The 16,424-nt window shown below is 44.0% G+C and carries 14 protein-coding genes and 2 tRNA genes; 8 read left to right on the top strand and 8 right to left on the bottom strand.

Annotated elements, in window-relative coordinates; genetic code table 11:
• Positions 1-110 precede the first annotated feature (110 nt).
• Positions 111-187, top strand: a tRNA-Pro gene (locus tag AACQ42_RS17230).
• Between the two features lie 719 nt (positions 188-906).
• A complete protein-coding gene (locus AACQ42_RS17225) occupies positions 907-3,558 on the top strand; it encodes a beta-N-acetylhexosaminidase (protein ID WP_094166222.1) in 2,652 nt (883 codons plus the stop codon).
• A 66-nt stretch (positions 3,559-3,624) separates the two neighbouring features.
• On the opposite strand, the gene AACQ42_RS17220 is transcribed toward AACQ42_RS17225, so the two are convergent.
• Together AACQ42_RS17220 and AACQ42_RS17215 are read right to left on the bottom strand one after the other, a co-directional pair.
• Positions 3,625-4,074, bottom strand: a complete 450-nt coding sequence (locus AACQ42_RS17220) for a DUF411 domain-containing protein (protein ID WP_013856238.1) — start codon at positions 4,072-4,074, stop codon at positions 3,625-3,627.
• Positions 4,075-4,087: 13 nt separating this feature from the next.
• Positions 4,088-6,613: a heavy metal translocating P-type ATPase gene (locus AACQ42_RS17215; RefSeq protein WP_254918604.1), complete on the bottom strand. Its 2,526-nt coding sequence runs from the start codon at positions 6,611-6,613 to the stop codon at positions 4,088-4,090.
• A 238-nt stretch (positions 6,614-6,851) separates the two neighbouring features.
• On the opposite strand from AACQ42_RS17215, the gene gltX reads away from it, so the two are divergent.
• Both gltX and AACQ42_RS17205 read left to right on the top strand, forming a co-directional pair.
• Positions 6,852-8,279 carry a glutamate--tRNA ligase gene (gltX, locus tag AACQ42_RS17210; RefSeq protein WP_094166220.1) on the top strand — a complete coding sequence of 476 codons (1,428 nt, stop codon included), beginning with the start codon at positions 6,852-6,854 and terminating at the stop codon, positions 8,277-8,279.
• Between the two features lie 260 nt (positions 8,280-8,539).
• Positions 8,540-9,526 (top strand): OmpA family protein, encoded by a 987-nt coding sequence (locus AACQ42_RS17205; RefSeq protein ID WP_170898768.1) that lies wholly within the window; start codon positions 8,540-8,542, stop codon positions 9,524-9,526.
• A 104-nt stretch (positions 9,527-9,630) separates the two neighbouring features.
• On the opposite strand, the gene AACQ42_RS17200 is transcribed toward AACQ42_RS17205, so the two are convergent.
• The 3 genes from AACQ42_RS17200 to AACQ42_RS17190 form a co-directional block, all read right to left on the bottom strand.
• A complete protein-coding gene (locus AACQ42_RS17200; RefSeq protein WP_026027396.1) occupies positions 9,631-10,137 on the bottom strand; it encodes a Fe3+-citrate ABC transporter substrate-binding protein in 507 nt (168 codons plus the stop codon).
• A gap of 166 nt (positions 10,138-10,303) precedes the next feature.
• A tRNA-Arg gene (locus tag AACQ42_RS17195) sits at positions 10,304-10,380 on the bottom strand.
• A gap of 53 nt (positions 10,381-10,433) precedes the next feature.
• Entirely contained in the window at positions 10,434-11,567 is a 1,134-nt protein-coding gene (locus AACQ42_RS17190) for a flagellar assembly protein FlgT (RefSeq protein ID WP_013856243.1), read from the bottom strand.
• A 161-nt stretch (positions 11,568-11,728) separates the two neighbouring features.
• Between AACQ42_RS17190 and AACQ42_RS17185 the strand changes: the two genes are divergently transcribed.
• On the top strand, positions 11,729-12,364 hold the full coding sequence (locus AACQ42_RS17185; protein ID WP_013856244.1) for a FlgO family outer membrane protein: 636 nt from the start codon (positions 11,729-11,731) through the stop codon (positions 12,362-12,364).
• A 9-nt stretch (positions 12,365-12,373) separates the two neighbouring features.
• A complete protein-coding gene (gene flgP, locus AACQ42_RS17180) occupies positions 12,374-12,805 on the top strand; it encodes a flagellar assembly lipoprotein FlgP (RefSeq protein ID WP_017043110.1) in 432 nt (143 codons plus the stop codon).
• A 97-nt stretch (positions 12,806-12,902) separates the two neighbouring features.
• On the opposite strand, the gene AACQ42_RS17175 is transcribed toward flgP, so the two are convergent.
• The 3 genes from AACQ42_RS17175 to flgA form a co-directional block, all read right to left on the bottom strand.
• The gene (locus tag AACQ42_RS17175) at positions 12,903-13,328 is read right to left on the bottom strand and encodes a flagella synthesis protein FlgN (RefSeq protein WP_013856246.1); all 426 of its coding nucleotides are present in this window, start codon (positions 13,326-13,328) and stop codon (positions 12,903-12,905) included.
• A 31-nt stretch (positions 13,329-13,359) separates the two neighbouring features.
• Positions 13,360-13,680, bottom strand: a complete 321-nt coding sequence (gene flgM, locus AACQ42_RS17170) for a flagellar biosynthesis anti-sigma factor FlgM (RefSeq protein WP_013856247.1) — start codon at positions 13,678-13,680, stop codon at positions 13,360-13,362.
• Positions 13,681-13,808: 128 nt separating this feature from the next.
• Positions 13,809-14,555, bottom strand: a complete 747-nt coding sequence (flgA, locus tag AACQ42_RS17165) for a flagellar basal body P-ring formation chaperone FlgA (protein ID WP_013856248.1) — start codon at positions 14,553-14,555, stop codon at positions 13,809-13,811.
• Between the two features lie 77 nt (positions 14,556-14,632).
• On the opposite strand from flgA, the gene AACQ42_RS17160 reads away from it, so the two are divergent.
• Positions 14,633-15,559, top strand: a complete 927-nt coding sequence (locus AACQ42_RS17160) for a chemotaxis protein CheV (protein WP_013856249.1) — start codon at positions 14,633-14,635, stop codon at positions 15,557-15,559.
• Between the two features lie 10 nt (positions 15,560-15,569).
• The gene (locus tag AACQ42_RS17155; protein WP_013856250.1) at positions 15,570-16,397 is read left to right on the top strand and encodes a protein-glutamate O-methyltransferase; all 828 of its coding nucleotides are present in this window, start codon (positions 15,570-15,572) and stop codon (positions 16,395-16,397) included.
• Positions 16,398-16,424: the final 27 nt, after the last annotated feature.

Genomic DNA, 16,424 nt, shown 5'->3' with positions numbered 1-16,424 from the left:
TTTGATGGAAATAAGATTAAAGGCTTGCGTCTTAGTTTTAGATGAGTAATATACGCATCCGTTCTAGGCAAAAAGCTCGGAACTGCTCGCTAAGTGCAGAGCAAAAATTTCGGTGAATAGCGCAGCTTGGTAGCGCATCTGGTTTGGGACCAGAGGGTCGGGGGTTCGAATCCCTCTTCACCGACCATCTTTAAAAGCCTCGCAGTAATGCGGGGCTTTGTTACATTTGGAAACGGTAAGTTTTCGTTACCAAATAGAAAGGGGGGTTCGCCTCTTTCACTATCTGGTTCTTCACCGACCACATTAAAGGCCTCGCAGTAATGCGGGGCTTTGTTGCATCTGGATGTGATCATTTTCATTACCAAAGAGAAAGGGTTTTCCTTTTCCTCTTTCTCTATCAGGCTCTTTCACTGTTCACCCTTCTCCGAGCAAATTCAACTATTGAAAATAGCAGTCAATATTCCACGATAATAAATAGCATTAGGATGTGTAAAAAACGTCACTTTAGCGCATTTTGACGTTTGATGAGTCATTACAATTTATGATCTATATCACGATTTAACCTGTCAAATCCCTTTAATGAACTTCTCGCCTTGTAGTGAGTAGTGATCTCTATTCATAAATTCATTTTTGTTATGCATTTTTATGTGATCTTTCTCAAGTTAAACTCGTCAAATAATAAATTACGGTTTTGACGTCAAGTTTAATTTATTGATTTTAAATGGTTTTGTTTTGATTGTATTTTAGAGGATTTGAACTGGATCACTTCGTGTAGCTAATTATTTTACGCTTAGAAATAACTCCTTGTATGGTGAATGCCTTAGGTCATAAGCCTTTATGCTTGTTGCTGTTTTGAGTCCTTTTAACAGGATATTGGGTTTTTATTTTAAAGGTAGGGTGAGTCAAATGTTGAAACCTAGTTTGATTGCTGTTTCGGTTATCGCCACATTATCAGGTTGCTCTTTGTTGCAATCACCAGAGCAGAAAGTAGTCGATGCGCTGGCGGAAAATTTGGATATTCATTACACCGTATTAACGAATCACGGGGCAGATGAAGGATTGGCATGTCAGGCTCTCGAAGCAGAATGGACATCGTGTAATAAAGTGAACATGACCTTGGTTAACCAAGGTGAAGCCGTGAATTCAAAGCAGTGGGCTATCTATTTTCACAGTATTCGACTGATTCTGGATGTTGAAAATGATCAATTCAAAATTACCCGTTTAACGGGTGATTTACATAAGCTTGAACCTACTGATAAATTTGATGGTTTTGCTGCGGGCGAAGAGGTTGTTTTGCCTCTGGTCGCTGAATATTGGCAGTTGTTTGAAACGGACTTTATGCCGCGTGCATTCGTTGCGGCGCCCAATACAGAGCCTAAACTTATTGTATCTCTCAATACAGAGGACACTTCGTCATTTGTGCGTGGGCTTGAGGGCGACAATATAAAACGCACCACCAGCGATAATAATGTGTTTGCCACGGCCATCAGCCGATTTGAGAGAAATAGCGATGTATCACTGCAAGATGTATCAACGGCTCTGTTACCAACGCCTCTAAAAACAACGCTTGGTCAAGGTGTTGTTGATATTACTCGCGGCCTTAAGCTTGATGTGAAGGACTTTGCGACGGATCAGTTTTCAGCATTGCAGGCGCGTGCTAAAACGATTGGGCTGAAGCTTGATGGAGAGTTGGCGGTTGGTGTTGCGATTACACCGAGCGAATTTTCTGACCAGATGGCGACATCGGGTGCTTATGAGTTGGAGATTGCACCGAATGCTATCTCTATTCGTGCATTTGATGAGGCGGGAGCTTTCTACGCCGTTCAATCTATTTTGGGTTTAGTGGATAGCCAGAATGCCACAGCGCTGCCAGTGATCCACATCGAAGATGCTCCACGTTTTGATTACCGTGGTGTGATGGTGGATGTCGCACGTAATTTCCATTCTAAGCAAGCGATTTTGGCCACGTTAGATCAAATGGCGGCTTATAAGATGAATAAATTACATCTTCATTTGACCGATGATGAAGGTTGGCGTTTAGAAATTCCGGGCTTACCTGAATTGACCGACATTGGTGGGCAGCGCTGCTTTGATTTAGATGAGAAAAACTGCTTGCTGCCACAGCTTGGCTCCGGTCCAAATTCTGATAACTTTGGCTCAGGTTATTTTAGTCGAGCCGATTACATTGAAATCCTCAAGCACGCTAAAGCGCGCAATATTGAAGTGATTCCTGAAATTGATATGCCAGCCCATGCTCGCTCTGCGGTTGTTTCAATGGAGGCTCGTTTTGATCGTTTGAGCCAAGAGGGGAAAACCGAACAGGCTAGCCAGTATCGCTTGATGGATCCTCAAGACAGCTCCAATGTTACGACGGTTCAGTTTTATGATAAGCAGAGTTTTATTAACCCTTGTTTAGACTCGTCTAAACGTTTTGTGGACAAGGTGATCACTGAAGTGGCCTTGATGCACATTGAGGCGGGCATGCCTTTATCGACTTGGCATTTTGGTGGCGATGAGGCGAAAAACATCAAATTGGGCGCGGGTTTCCAAGATATTAATGCGACGGAAAAAGTCAGTTGGAAAGGTAACTTAGATCTTTCACAACAAGATAAACCATTTGCGAAATCGCCACAGTGCCAAGCATTAGTCAGCCAAGGAGTAGTAAGTGACTTTGCTCATTTACCGAGTTATTTTGCTGAGCAAGTATCGGAAATTGTCGCCGATAAAGGGATTGAGAATTTCCAAGCATGGCAAGATGGCTTGAAATACAGCGAGGGAGAATCCGCTTTTGCCACGCGCAATACACGTGTGAACTTTTGGGATGTCCTCTATTGGGGCGGTACAAGCTCTGTTTATGAATGGGCAAAACAAGGTTACGACGTAATTGTTTCTAACCCTGATTATGTCTACATGGATATGCCTTATGAAGCGGATCCTAAAGAGCGCGGTTATTACTGGGCCACCCGTGCGACCGATACGCGCAAAATGTTTGGTTTTGCACCGGAAAATATGCCGCAAAACGCTGAAACTTCATTAGATCGTGATGGTAATGGTTTTGTCGGTAAAGGAGAGGTGACGTCGAAACCATTCTACGGCTTGTCAGCTCAATTGTGGTCAGAAACGGTTCGTAATGATGAGCAGTATGAATATATGGTTTTCCCTCGAGTGTTGGCGGCTGCCGAGCGTGCTTGGCATAAAGCGGAGTGGGAAAACGACTATAAAGTAGGGGTTGAATACTCTCAGCAAACGAACTTAGTCAATAAGTCTGCACTGAATCAAGATTGGACTCGTTTTGCTAACATTGTTGGGCAACGTGAGCTGGCGAAACTGGAAAAAGCTGGCATTGATTATCGCCTGCCAATTCCCGGAGCTAAGATTGAAGCGGGTAAATTGTCGATGAATTCGTCATTCCCAGGCGTTGAGCTGCAATACTCATTAGATGGTCAACAATGGCTTACTTACTCTAGCATCGAACAACCGAAGGTGTCCGGTGAGGTCTGGATCCGTTCTATCTCTGCTTCAGGCGAGCGAGTCAGCCGAGTAACTAGCGTTAAATAACTCGTAGTCATATCAAGGCACCCAAATGAAAGCCTCCGCATCTGCCGGAGGCTTTATTACATAAAATCAATTACCTTCGTGGTGAGCAAACTCAAACACCTGACCTTGCTCGTTAAAAGCAAAAACCGAATAGGCTTCTTTCTTATCACCAGATTCCATACCTGGAGAACCGATTGGCATGCCGGGCACGGCTAACCCTTTGGCATTTTTCGGTGGATTAGCGAGAAAGGCTTGAATGTCTGTGGCTGGAATGTGACCTTCGAAAACATAGCCGTCGATAACGGCTGTATGGCAAGAGGCGAGCTTGGGTGTAATGCCCAATTGTTGTTTTATCGCCGTCATATCTTCTTGCAATTGCTCGTTAACCTTAAATCCTGCTTGTTGCATGTGAGTGGACCACTCAGTACAGCAGCCACAATAAGGGGATTTGTAATTGGTCACCTCGGTCACCGTGGCGAATGCGGAGTAGCTCATAAGAGACAAGGTGCTAAGCATAGCGGCTGTGATCATTTTCATTTTTATCTAACCTCTAAGAGTGAAAAGGGGATTTAAATAGACGCAAGCGGTTAGCGTTGCTCACGACTGTGATTGAGGACAAAGCCATTGCCGCTCCTGCAACTACAGGGCTGAGTAAAAAGCCAAAAGCGGGATAAAGCACACCAGCGGCAATGGGAATGCCGAAGGTGTTATAAATAAACGCGCCCAATAGGTTCTGCTTCATGTTTTTTACTGTCGCTTTAGAAAGAGCGATAGCATTGACTACGGCAAGCGGTGAGGAGTTGAGCAATGTCATTTGCGCACTCTCTATTGCGACATCACTGCCACTGCCCATTGCGATACCAATATCGGCTTGCGCAAGGGCTGGCGCATCATTAATACCATCACCGACCATGGCGACGATTTGGCCTTTCTCTTGTAACTGCACGATTTTTTGTGCTTTTTGATCCGGAAGTACTTGAGCAATCACTTGCTGTATGCCTAGCTGTTTGGCTATTGCAGTGGCCACGCTTTGGTTATCTCCGGTTAGCATCACGGTACGAATGTTCATTTTGTTCAGTGTGCTGATAGCTTGTGCAGCGTTAGGTTTGATTGGATCAGCAATTGCGATGAGGCCTTTGAGTTCACCGTTAATGGCAACCGCGACTGGCGTCCAAGCTTGCTCTGCGTAGTGTTCAATGGTTGTTTGTGCTTGAGTAAGAGGAACGCCCAGCGATTCAAGGTGCGATAAAGAGGCAACGACGACGGAATCGCCTCCAATGTTTGCCATTAGTCCTTTGCCTCTTAGGCTGGTAAATTGCTCGACTGCGGCGCTGGTTGATACCAGCGGTTGCGCATAATGGCAGATAGCCTTGCCAAGAGGATGTTCAGAGCGCAGTTCCAAAGCGTAAACAAGGGTTAACAATTTGCTATCTTCAATTCCCCACGTGACTAAGTTCTGAACGGTTGGCTTGCCTTGAGTGAGCGTACCTGTCTTATCAAATACTACAGTGGTGATTTTGCTTGCCGATTGCAATACATTGGCATCTCTGATCAAAATACCCATTTCAGCGGCTTTGCCAACTCCTACTGTAACCGAGAGTGGAGTAGCTAGACCCAAGGCACAAGGGCAGGCAATGATCAATACTGTTGTTGCAACCACTAGCATATAACTGGCCTTAGGTTCAGGGCCTACAAAGTACCAAATCAGAGCGGAAAACAGGGCAATCATAACCACTGTCGGTACAAAAATAGCGGATATCTGATCTGCCAGTTTGGCGATGGCTGGTTTACTGCTTTGCGCCTGACGCACCATTTGGATGATGCGCGAGAGCATGGTTTGCGCCCCTACGCCGGTGGCTTCGATGACTAAGCTGCCATCATGATTGATGGTACCTGCCGCAATGGCATCGCCTGCCACTTTTAGGACGGGGATCGGCTCGCCAGTGAGCATGGATTCATCAACATAAGATTCACCGCTGAGGACTTTGCCGTCTATCGGCACTTTTTCTCCCGGTTTTATGCGCAGTTGCATACCAAGTTGTACTAATTCAACTGCAATCTGTTGATCGCCTTGCGCCGTGATGCGTGTTGCTTGTTGTGGTTGCAAGTTAATTAAGGCTTGCAAGGAGTGGGTTGTCTTCGCTTTGGCTTTCGCCTCAATGTAGTGGCCCAGTGAAATCAAACCGATAATCATCGCGCTGGCTTCAAAATAAACATGACGCGAGGCGACGGGAAACCAAGTTGGGTAAATCACTACCAACATTGAATAGGCCCAAGCTGCTCCAGTTCCTAGGGCGACTAAGCTATCCATGGTGGCGCGCTTATGGGTTAACGCAAGCCAAGCATGGCTAAAAAAGTGGCGGCCAGCGGTGGCTAATAGGGCTAAGCACACAATGCCGATAACGCCCCAATATATTTGCTGCTGAGTGGTCACAATCATCATGCTGCCACCAAGAAGGCCCCAAAGCATTAACGGAATACCCATTATTAAACCTAGTAATGCATTGGTTTTATGTTGCTTTTGTAAATCAAGTGATTGCTGTTTTTGTTTTTCTTGCTGTTGGGCTGGATCATCGACTCGCTCTGCACGGTAGCCTGCATGAGTAATGGCATTGAGCAATTGCCGTTCAAGGTCAGCGATATCTGCTTGCGAGAGCACTAAGGCGCTTTGTTCCGCTAAATTGATTTGCGCTTTTTGTACGCCGTTAACGCTTAGAAGTGCTTTTTCCACCGAAGAAACACAGCTTGCGCAAGTCATTCCTTGGATCAGTAAGTGGGTACTAACCAAACCCGTTGTTGAGACTTCTGTCTCTTGTGCGAGTGGCTGTGTATCGCTAACCAAGGTTGTGGGTTGCGATGAGGGCAGAGGATCGCTGTTCGTGCTGAGCAAGGCTTGATAGCCTAAGGATTCGATAGCGGCGATGAGTTCACTTAAAGAGGCCGAAGTGCTCAGCTCGATGAATGTGGGTGACAGCTGGTGGATTTGTACCTCAAATTCTTGTTTGAAATGCTGCTCAAGTTTCTTCGCGCAACCCATGCATTTCAGCCCTGATAAAGGCAATTGAAAGCGTTTCATTGAAAAATTCCTCATAAAGCAACTCAATAGCTAGAAGCATAAACCTTACCTTTAGGGCAAGGTCAAGTTCCACTAAAGGAAAGTTAAGCGAATTTTAAGCGTTATTCTTGAGCGCAGAAAAACGAAAGGCAATCGAGGATTGTAGATTTAGCCGTCAGTGGTAAAATGTCGCCACTTTTTATCCTGGTACTTGCAGTGGACATGTTCTCCGCTGTCTTTTTATCCCTAAGGAAATCAAATGACGGTTAAAACTCGTTTTGCTCCTAGCCCGACAGGCTATCTTCACGTTGGTGGTGCGCGTACTGCACTTTACTCTTGGCTTTATGCAAAAAGCCAAGGTGGTGAGTTTGTTTTGCGTATTGAAGACACCGACATAGAGCGCTCGACGCAAGAAGCCGTAGACGCGATTCTTGAAGGTATGACTTGGCTAGGTTTGAATTGGGATGAAGGCCCATATTTCCAAACTAAACATTTTGATCGTTATAACGAAGTTGTCGATAAGCTGCTTGCTGAAGATAAAGCCTACAAATGTTACGCCTCTAAAGAGCTGTTAGATGAAGTTCGTGCCGAGCAAGAAGCGAACAAAGAGATGCCGCGCTACGATGCTGATCACCCAAAAATCAAAGCGGTTAACGACGCCGCAAAAGAAGGGGATCCGTGTGTTATCCGTTTCCGTAATCCTAAAGAAGGCAGCGTAATTTTTGACGACCAGATCCGCGGCCGTATCGAAATCTCCAACAGCCAGATGGATGATCTGATCATTCGCCGTACTGATGGCTCACCCACCTATAACTTCTGTGTGGTGGTGGATGACTGGGATATGGGGATTACTCATGTTGTTCGTGGCGAAGATCACATCAACAACACACCTCGTCAAATCAACATTTACGAAGCGTTAGGTGCTCCTGTACCTGTGTTTGCGCACTGCGCAATGATCTTAGGTGACGACGGCGCGAAGCTATCTAAACGTCATGGCGCTGTTTCTGTGATGCAGTATCGCGATGAAGGTTATCTGCCTGAAGCACTGAATAACTATTTAGTTCGTCTAGGTTGGTCTCATGGCGACCAAGAAATTTTCTCGCGTGAAGAGATGATTCAGTTCTTCAGTTTAAATGCTATTAGCAAATCGGCATCTGCATTTAATACTGATAAGTTGTTGTGGCTGAACAATCACTACATCAAAACATCAGAGCCTGAATATGTTGCAAAACACCTTGAATGGCACTTTGAGCAACAAGGCATCAATAAAGACAACGGCCCAGCATTAGCTGAGATCGTTAAACTGGTTGGTGAACGCTGTAATACCTTGGTTGAACTTGCTGCTCAATCTCGTTACTTCTTTGAAGATTTTGCTGAGTTTGATGCTGATGCGGCGAAAAAACACTTGCGCGGTGTGGCGAAAGAGCCGCTAGCACTTGCTTTAAGCAAATTAGAAGCATTGAGTGACTGGACAACGGAAAACCTGCACGCTGTCATCGCTCAAGTGTGTGAAGAGCTTGAAATCGGTATGGGTAAAATAGGCATGCCGCTGCGTGTTGCTGTCACTGGCGGTGGTCAATCGCCATCGGTTGATGCTGTTATGCAACTGATCGGCAAAGAGCGTGTCATTGCTCGTATCAATATGGCATTGGCCTTTATTGTTGAGCGTGAAGCGAACGCTCAATAAGTCAATCATACGAACAACGCTTTGAACCGCAGCTTATGCTGCGGTTTTTCTTTATATCGGCTTTGTTAAATCCTTTGGTGTAGAGCACTGACAATATTTCACAAAACGATGACAGAGAATAAACTAATGCGCTATTTAAGCTTTCTTTACATACAGTATAGTGGTTCCGAGTTATGTAGGTATGTGTGTAGGCGAAAAGTAAACCGTTTTTTGGGTACCGCAACCGCATTATGATAACGATAAATAGGAAAGGAAAAAGTATGAAAAAGTTAGCAGCAGCAGTTTCAATGGCGCTTGTTTTTGCATCTTCTGCCGCAATGGCTGAAGTATACGTAGGTGCTAAAGTTGGTAAATCTTGGCTTGATGACGCTTGTCGTGCTGGAGATGTGTGTGAAGATGAATCTTCTACCGTCGGTGCTTACCTTGGTTACCAAGCGTTTAATTGGCTTTCATTAGAGGCCGGTTACGATTACTTGGGCAAATTTAGTGGTGCGGGGCTGAATGATGAAAAAGTAACGGCCATTACACTCGCACCGAAAGTCAGCCTTCCTTTGACTGATGCCATTGCCTTATATGCTAAAGTCGGCGGTGCTTATGTTGATTATGGCAATAAAGATGATTACTCATATTTAGGTGCCGCTGGTATTGAGTTCAACACCGATAATAACGTCACTTTACGCTTGGAATATCAAAGCCTCACCGATATTAATAACGATCTTGTCCGAGCGGCAGGTAACTCGGCTACCTTAGGTGTTTCGTATAAATTTGGTGGAAGTAAAGCAGAACCTGCGCCAGTCATCGTGCAAGAGGTGTTTGTTGAAGAAGTTGTACAGCCAGTGGTTGAGCCAGTCGTTATTCCCCAAGAACCTGAAACGGTTGTTAAGCATGTGCCATTTCAACGTTTGGACAGCAGTAGCTTTGCCCATAACAGTACTAAGCTAACAGCAGAGAGTACTAACCAGCTCGATAAACTAGTGAAATATTTGCAAGCTTACCCACAAGCCGATGCTGAAATTATTGGTCATACTGACTCAACTGGCGCTGCGGCTTACAACCAGAAACTATCAGAAAAACGCGCACAAGTTGTTGCTGATGTTGTGATTGCTAAAGGTGTGGATGCGAACCGTCTTACCGTAAAAGGTGAAGGGGAAAATAGCCCAATCGCATCGAATGATACAGTCGAAGGTCGAAAGCAAAACCGTCGTGTTGATATCGTTATTCCAAGCTTTGATTATGAAGTGAAATAATAACGCTTAAGTATTAGAAAATAGAGAAAGCCCGTGAAAAACGCGGGCTTTCTTCTTGTAAAACAATGGATTTGAGCCTCTAACCGCTCCGGTATCACGCCACGTTATTTCAAATCAATACTATTCAATCGGCCCATGTAGATAAGAATATCCAAGTCTTCTTTATAAGCCTCTAATAGCGCCTTTTTCGTCTTGGTATAAGCGGCAAGCTTGCCATGCTTGTTGATCGAACAAACGACGCTTTGAAATATACAGTTACCTTTTTCATCATAGTGTCTCCAAGCCGCGATATAACAAGGATCCCGAGCTTCCGGGTTATCGAGCGTTGGTCTGGGTTTGTATATAATTTTAGGTTCTAAACTGTGTGGTAGGCGAGTCATCAAATAGGGATCTTTGAGCAGACGACGCCAATGTTTGCCCCACATCTCTGAACCTAATTCATTACGCAGCTTTATCGCCTTTTTAAGCCCTTTTTTCTCACCAATACGGATATAGCCGACAGAACGGTGCAGCACCGTATCATCCGGCGTATGGATATGAATTTTATAGGCGGTCTTTGCTTTAGAGATAAAGCGGTGACCAGTATTCGTGATTAGATTGCTCTTTTTCATGATCTTATCTATCGATAAATCTGTTAATACTAATTCTAGATTATTTGACATAGAACTTACAGTAATCACTGTATATGAATAGTAGTGGCTCAAATCAATATTAGGTCAATTTTTCGTCAGAAAAAAAAAGCCTCAATACCGGTTGGGTGTTGAGGCTTTATCAAAATGGCGCTCCCGACAGGAGTCGAACCTGTGGCCTGCCCCTTAGGAGGGGGCCGCTCTATCCTACTGAGCTACGGGAGCAAGGTGGCTAGTTTACTCAATAATTTTGTGAAGTTAACTAGTTAAAACGAAAATTAAAGCTGTTTGTGCATAACATCGCCAATTTGTATGCTAGAGGCGAGATTTTCTTGATCAACACTCAGCTCTGCTTCGTTTTCATAGACGCGAGTAACCGTAAGGGTAATATCACTTTGAGTCACTTTATTTCGTGGTAGCCCTTTCTGATCAATGAATGAACCTGTATGCCACAACTGCAATTGGTCACCGGTTTTAACGCCATGCACACGTCCTAAATCTATCGTGATGGTATTACCATATTTAGCCACAACCTCGGGGAGAGTTATTTTACATGAAAGCTCCGATTCAAGATCGAGCATGATATTTCGGCTGACGCGCAGCATCATGCTGCCAAAGGTTGAAGCCCAAAAACGAGCACTGCGCGTATCTATCTGACTGGTTTTGGCGAAGGGCCATTTAGCGACTTCTCTATAATGTCTAGTCATGACTTCTTGGCCTGTTTTGCCATCAAACACTTGGATTTGCATAGCAAATTGACGGTTAATCACATCATCGGCGAGTAATTTTTGCTCTATCGTGGCAGTTAAATCGGTGATGGTTCCCCCCAAAATGTACTGTGCCCCCGTGTCCTCTGCAATCATGGTTAAGCGTTCTGGGTGCTGTTTTTCAATTGCATAATCTGTGGTGCCAACCGACACAAAACTGCGAGATTCTTGATCGAGTTGGCGGTTGAGTACCTGTGCAAAATCATCTCCCACACTGTAAATTTGCCCCATAACCGCCTGTTGTGGCGATGCAAGATCAATGTTACCCACTAAAAACGTTTTCTTATATTGGCTAACGTGGCAACCTGTTGCCGAAGGATAAATATCAATTCGAGCTTTAACATACATCACTCCCCGACGTGTTTTATTCTCTTCAACTAACACATAGCGTACTTCATGGTTAGTAAACTGGTACTCTTTACGGTCTGATTCCAGCAGTGGTCGCAAGTTACTGATACTACCGATGTCTGCCCCGGCAAAGTTTACCGCCTTATAGATGGCATCTTCCAATGCATTGAGGCGAGCGACTTCCTCTGAGGAAACAATGGCTGACGATCCGGTCACTTCATACCAAGCAGCATTAACGGCCTGAGAAAAGGTAATGGTGCAACATATTGAAAATAAAACAGAAATAATTTTTTTCATTGTTATTTACCAGTTGGGTATAAATTTTGCTTTTAAAATCTTAGCTGATGTAGGCAGTGCGTTTTGAAAGTGTAACAAGTTTTGAAAAGCAAAGAGTGTTCCAAGTTTTTTAATCTGAAGTTTGGAATCAAGATTGCCTCAGTATATCTGGAGATAAGAGAATGAAAAAATGGCTTTCAATAGTGCCAGCAGTTTTGTTAACTGCTTGTGCCTACGCCCCGATTTATAACGGTAAAGAGCCATACAATGGTTCACAGTTTATGCTAATGGAGAGCCCACGTCACACGTTGGACTTCTTTGTTGAAAGCATGACAGAAGATTTGATGGTGTCCAATACTAGTGTTTCTGCTCGCACTCCTATTGCTGTAACATCGTTTGTGGACCTGCAAAGTATGGACGCGACTAACTGGTTGGGTAACTCGGTTTCTGAAGGATTTATCCATCAGTTTCAGCGTCGAGGATTTAAAGTGGTTGATTTCAAAACCACAGGCTCGATTCAGGTAACGCAGCAAGGTGATTTTGCTTTCAGTCGTGACTGGAAAGACCTCGCTCAAGAGCAAGAAATCCAATACATACTGACAGGGACAATGCTTCGTCAAGAAGGCGGTGTATTAGTCAATGCTCGTGTTGTGGGAATGCAGTCTCGTGTTGTGGTTGCTACCGCACAAGGCTTCTTGCCTGCCGATCGTATTGGTCGTGATCTTGATACGCTCAACAGTATCCGTACACAAGATGGTGTGTTAATTCGCTCTGACCCTACGATTAAGCAGCCGTATACTGTTATCTTGCGTCCATAGGAGAAACCAATGAAAAAATGGCTATTACTTCTAGTGACTATCATGATGGTGGGTTGCCAGCCATTGCAAACCATGCGTGCTGATGAATGGTTGACGGCGGTAGGTTATGCCAATATCAGTGAGCAAACTGGGCGTAGTGTGGATGAAAAGCAAGTCCGTGCAATGCGTGCCTCTAAAATCGATGCTTATCGCGAACTGGCAGAGCAAGTCTATGGAATGCGAGTGAGTGGTCGTGCTGAACTACAAGATCAGCGATTGGGCACAGAGCTGACGTCGGGAGCGGTTGATGGTGTTATCCGCGGAGCAGAAGTGGTCCGCAGTTATAAGGTGGGTGACAGTTATGTTACTGAGTTACGTCTCGATATCCGTAAGATGGATAAACTGCGTGACTACGGCGAAGTTCAGCAAGTACCAGAAAAACGTCAACAAACACTCTTCTAAATCTTCCTTCTCTCCAGATCGAAAAAGCGGCAAAGTTTGCCGCTTTTCTGTTTAATTCGTTTCAGCTTAAAAGTTTAGTAACTCAGCTGCATGTTGATTACGCTTTAATATTGGTCCCTAAAGTGGACACAGTGTGGGTTTGCCCACCAGCGTTATACGTCATGCCAATTTTTCCGTGGCTTTGCTGCATCAAATTATTGAGTTTATTAAAACTGAGTTGTGCACGTTGTAGCGCTTCACCATTAACAAGGTTTGCTTGCTGGCAATCGTGAACAATGGAACGAATCTGATCAACGATTTGCGACAGGAGTACATCTTCAGCCAGGCTCACGACATGGGGATGTTTCGCAATTCGGAGGTCAGTTTGTTGAAGTTGTCCAACTAAGGTCATCTTTTGTTTGGCAATAGCTTCGATTTCACTTGATGAACGGCTCGTAATGGCTAACTTTTCTTGTTCAAGTAGCGAAGAGAGTTCTAGTGCATTTTTCAATTGGAAATCGACTAAGTCTTTTAATACAGCCATTGTATGTTGCCTTAATTAGTCAAAAGTAGGGCTAGTTAAAACCACCCAACTCTTTTTCAAATTTAATCATATTATCAGCCAACTTTTCTGGGTCGACTCTATATGAGCCATTGGCTATCGCATCTTTAATTGCAGCGACTTTGGCACTATCAAAACTTGGCTGAGATACCATTTGGTTGTGCATTTCACCAATGGCCTTACCTTGGGTACTAAGTGATACCGCATCTTGATTTTGAGGTGAACGAGTGACCGAGCCGGATGTCGATGGAGATGCATTCGATTCAGTACGAGCATTACTACGATTTGTCGTCGTTAATGTTTGCCCCGAACGTATGTTATCAATACCTGCCATATGTGAGCCTTATTAATAATAATGGAAACCTGTACAGTCAATATCGACGGTGCTTGTGATTACTTTAGCTTTTTTTTCTGTTTCACTTTCTTAACAACGTAAACACATTTAGAAGTGTAATGAAAGCGTTAAAATTGAACCGTGACTTCGCCAATACCGGTTACTTGTGCATCTATTATACGGTTTGATTTATCATTTTTCACTTTTATCTGCTCACCAAAAATACCATCACTTAAAGCGGTTCCTTTGGTTGTGATGATCATTCCCTGCTTGACTGCTTGAATCATAACGTTTTCATTACGACATACGACGCATATATCATCTTGCTCAACGACATCGCCAATACGCATGTTTTTTTTCACTTTAGCTCCGACGATACGATTTATATCGGAAAAACCTTGTCGTCTAAAGCGGTGTAAGTCTACCATTGTAATCAAGACATCTTGCTGCGTAATTTGCTGCCCACGAGAAATGGGTACGGCAACGGTGACAAGTGGCAGTGAAATGGTCAGTCTTACAGGAACATAAATTTTCCAGTTATCTTCAATGCATTCAACCAGAACTGTGATATTACTTGCAGAACCATTACTGGATGAGGAAGAGGTCGATAACGGTGTGGGGCAGTCGGTGGCATAAATTCGGTCATCAACATTTGCCGCTTTTACGTTTAACTCCCCGCTGGGAGGCCACTCAATAGTTTCTAAAACATGTTGTTCCGCAGCTTGTTGAATGGCTTCAACTTGCGGCAAAGTGGCAGAATGAAGAGAAAAATTAAAGAAAAACAATAAAAAGCCGATAGAGAGATAAAAATTTCTATAGAAAGCTCTACACTTAGTTATGGAAAGTAGATGTAAACATATTTTTGTATGCATCATTCTGTTTCTCTGGTTTCTTCATAGCCTGTAGTAGACTACCACTTTTTTGCATAAAAGTTTGAGATGGAGATGAGCTTATGACGGGTATTCTTGATTCTGTGAATCAGCGTACGCAACTCGTTGGTCAAAACCGATTAGAACTCTTAACGTTTCGTCTAATGGGACGGCAACGTTATGGTATCAACGTATTTAAAGTTAAAGAGGTACTCCAGTGCCCTAAGTTAACTTTGATGCCCAATTTACATCGCCTAGTCAAAGGTGTTGCTCATATTCGTGGTCAAACCGTTTCTGTCATTGATTTGAGTTTGGCCGTGGGCGGACGTCCCACCGCGGACCTTGATAAGTGTTTTGTGGTCATTGCTGAATTCAACCGATCTATCCAAGCTTTCTTGGTCAGCTCGGTGGATCGAATTGTCAACATGCACTGGGAAGCCATTCTTCCTCCACCAGATGGCTCAGGCAAAGATAACTACTTAACCGCAGTCACCAATATTGATAACGAATTGGTAGAAATTCTCGATGTAGAGAAAATTTTGGCAGAGATTTCTCCGGTTAATGAGACAATGGATTCATCTATTGGTGAATCGATCGCCCAAGTAGAAACAGAAAAAGAGATCATCCGTCGAATTTTAATTGCCGATGACTCAACCGTTGCGCGTAAACAGGTTCAAAGAGCAGTAGAATCGATAGGTTTTGAAGTCGTTGCTGTTAAAGATGGTAAAGAGGCGTATGAAAAATTGATCGAGATGGCAGCAGAAGGGCCAATTTACAATCAAATATCTTTAGTGATCTCTGATATTGAAATGCCTGAAATGGACGGCTATACATTAACAGCAGAGATACGTAGAAATTCAGATTTGAAAGATCTATACGTTATTCTTCACTCTTCACTGAGCGGCGTTTTTAACCAAGCCATGGTTGAGCGAGTGGGTGCAAACTCATTCATTGCTAAATTCAACCCTGATGAGCTTGGGAATGCGGTGAAAGCTGCACTAGTTAACTAAAGAGAAATTAATGACTGCTATAACTATAAGCGATCAAGAATATCGCGATTTCAGCCGTTTTTTGGAATCTCAGTGCGGGATTGTACTTGGAGATAGCAAACAGTACTTAGTGAGAAGTCGCTTAAGTCCACTGGTTGCTAAATTCAAGTTAACCTCTCTTTCTGACTTGTTACGTGATGTGGTTACGGGGCGAAACCGTGAGCTACGAGTTGCAGCGGTCGATGCCATGACCACCAACGAAACACTGTGGTTCCGTGATGCTTACCCATTCACCGTTTTAGCGGAACGTCTATTACCCGAGGTCGCTGCAAATAAACGCCCTATAAAAATTTGGTCAGCGGCAAGCTCTTCAGGTCAAGAGCCTTACTCAATGGCGATGACGGTGCTGGAAACTCAACAGCGCAAGCCGGGTATGTTGCCGAGCGTAGCCATCACCGCGACGGATATTTCTGCCAGCATGCTGGATATGTGTAAAGCGGGGATTTATGACAATTTAGCACTTGGCAGAGGGTTATCACCGGAGCGTCGTAAAATCTTTTTTGAGGATGCTGGTGATGGCCGAATGAAAATCAAAGATAACGTTAAGCGTTTAGTTAACTTCCGTCCTCAGAACTTAATGGAGAGCTATGCCTTATTGGGTAAATTCGATATTATTTTCTGTCGTAACGTTTTGATTTATTTCTCACCTGATATGAAGTCGAAAGTATTAAATCAAATGGCTAGTAGCTTAAACCCCGGTGGCTACTTATTGCTCGGCGCATCGGAGTCACTGACAGGATTGACCGATAAGTTTGAAATGGTTCGTTGTAACCCTGGCATCATTTATAAACTCAAATAGCCGCATTCTTACATTGAGTTACTTGCT

It is taken from the genome of Vibrio sp. V12_P9A6T4, assembly GCF_963874835.1.
Taxonomy (GTDB): Bacteria; Pseudomonadota; Gammaproteobacteria; order Enterobacterales; family Vibrionaceae; genus Vibrio; species Vibrio anguillarum.
The sequence above is the reverse complement of the archived record's forward strand: the minus strand, read 5'-3'. Positions and strand labels throughout refer to the sequence as shown.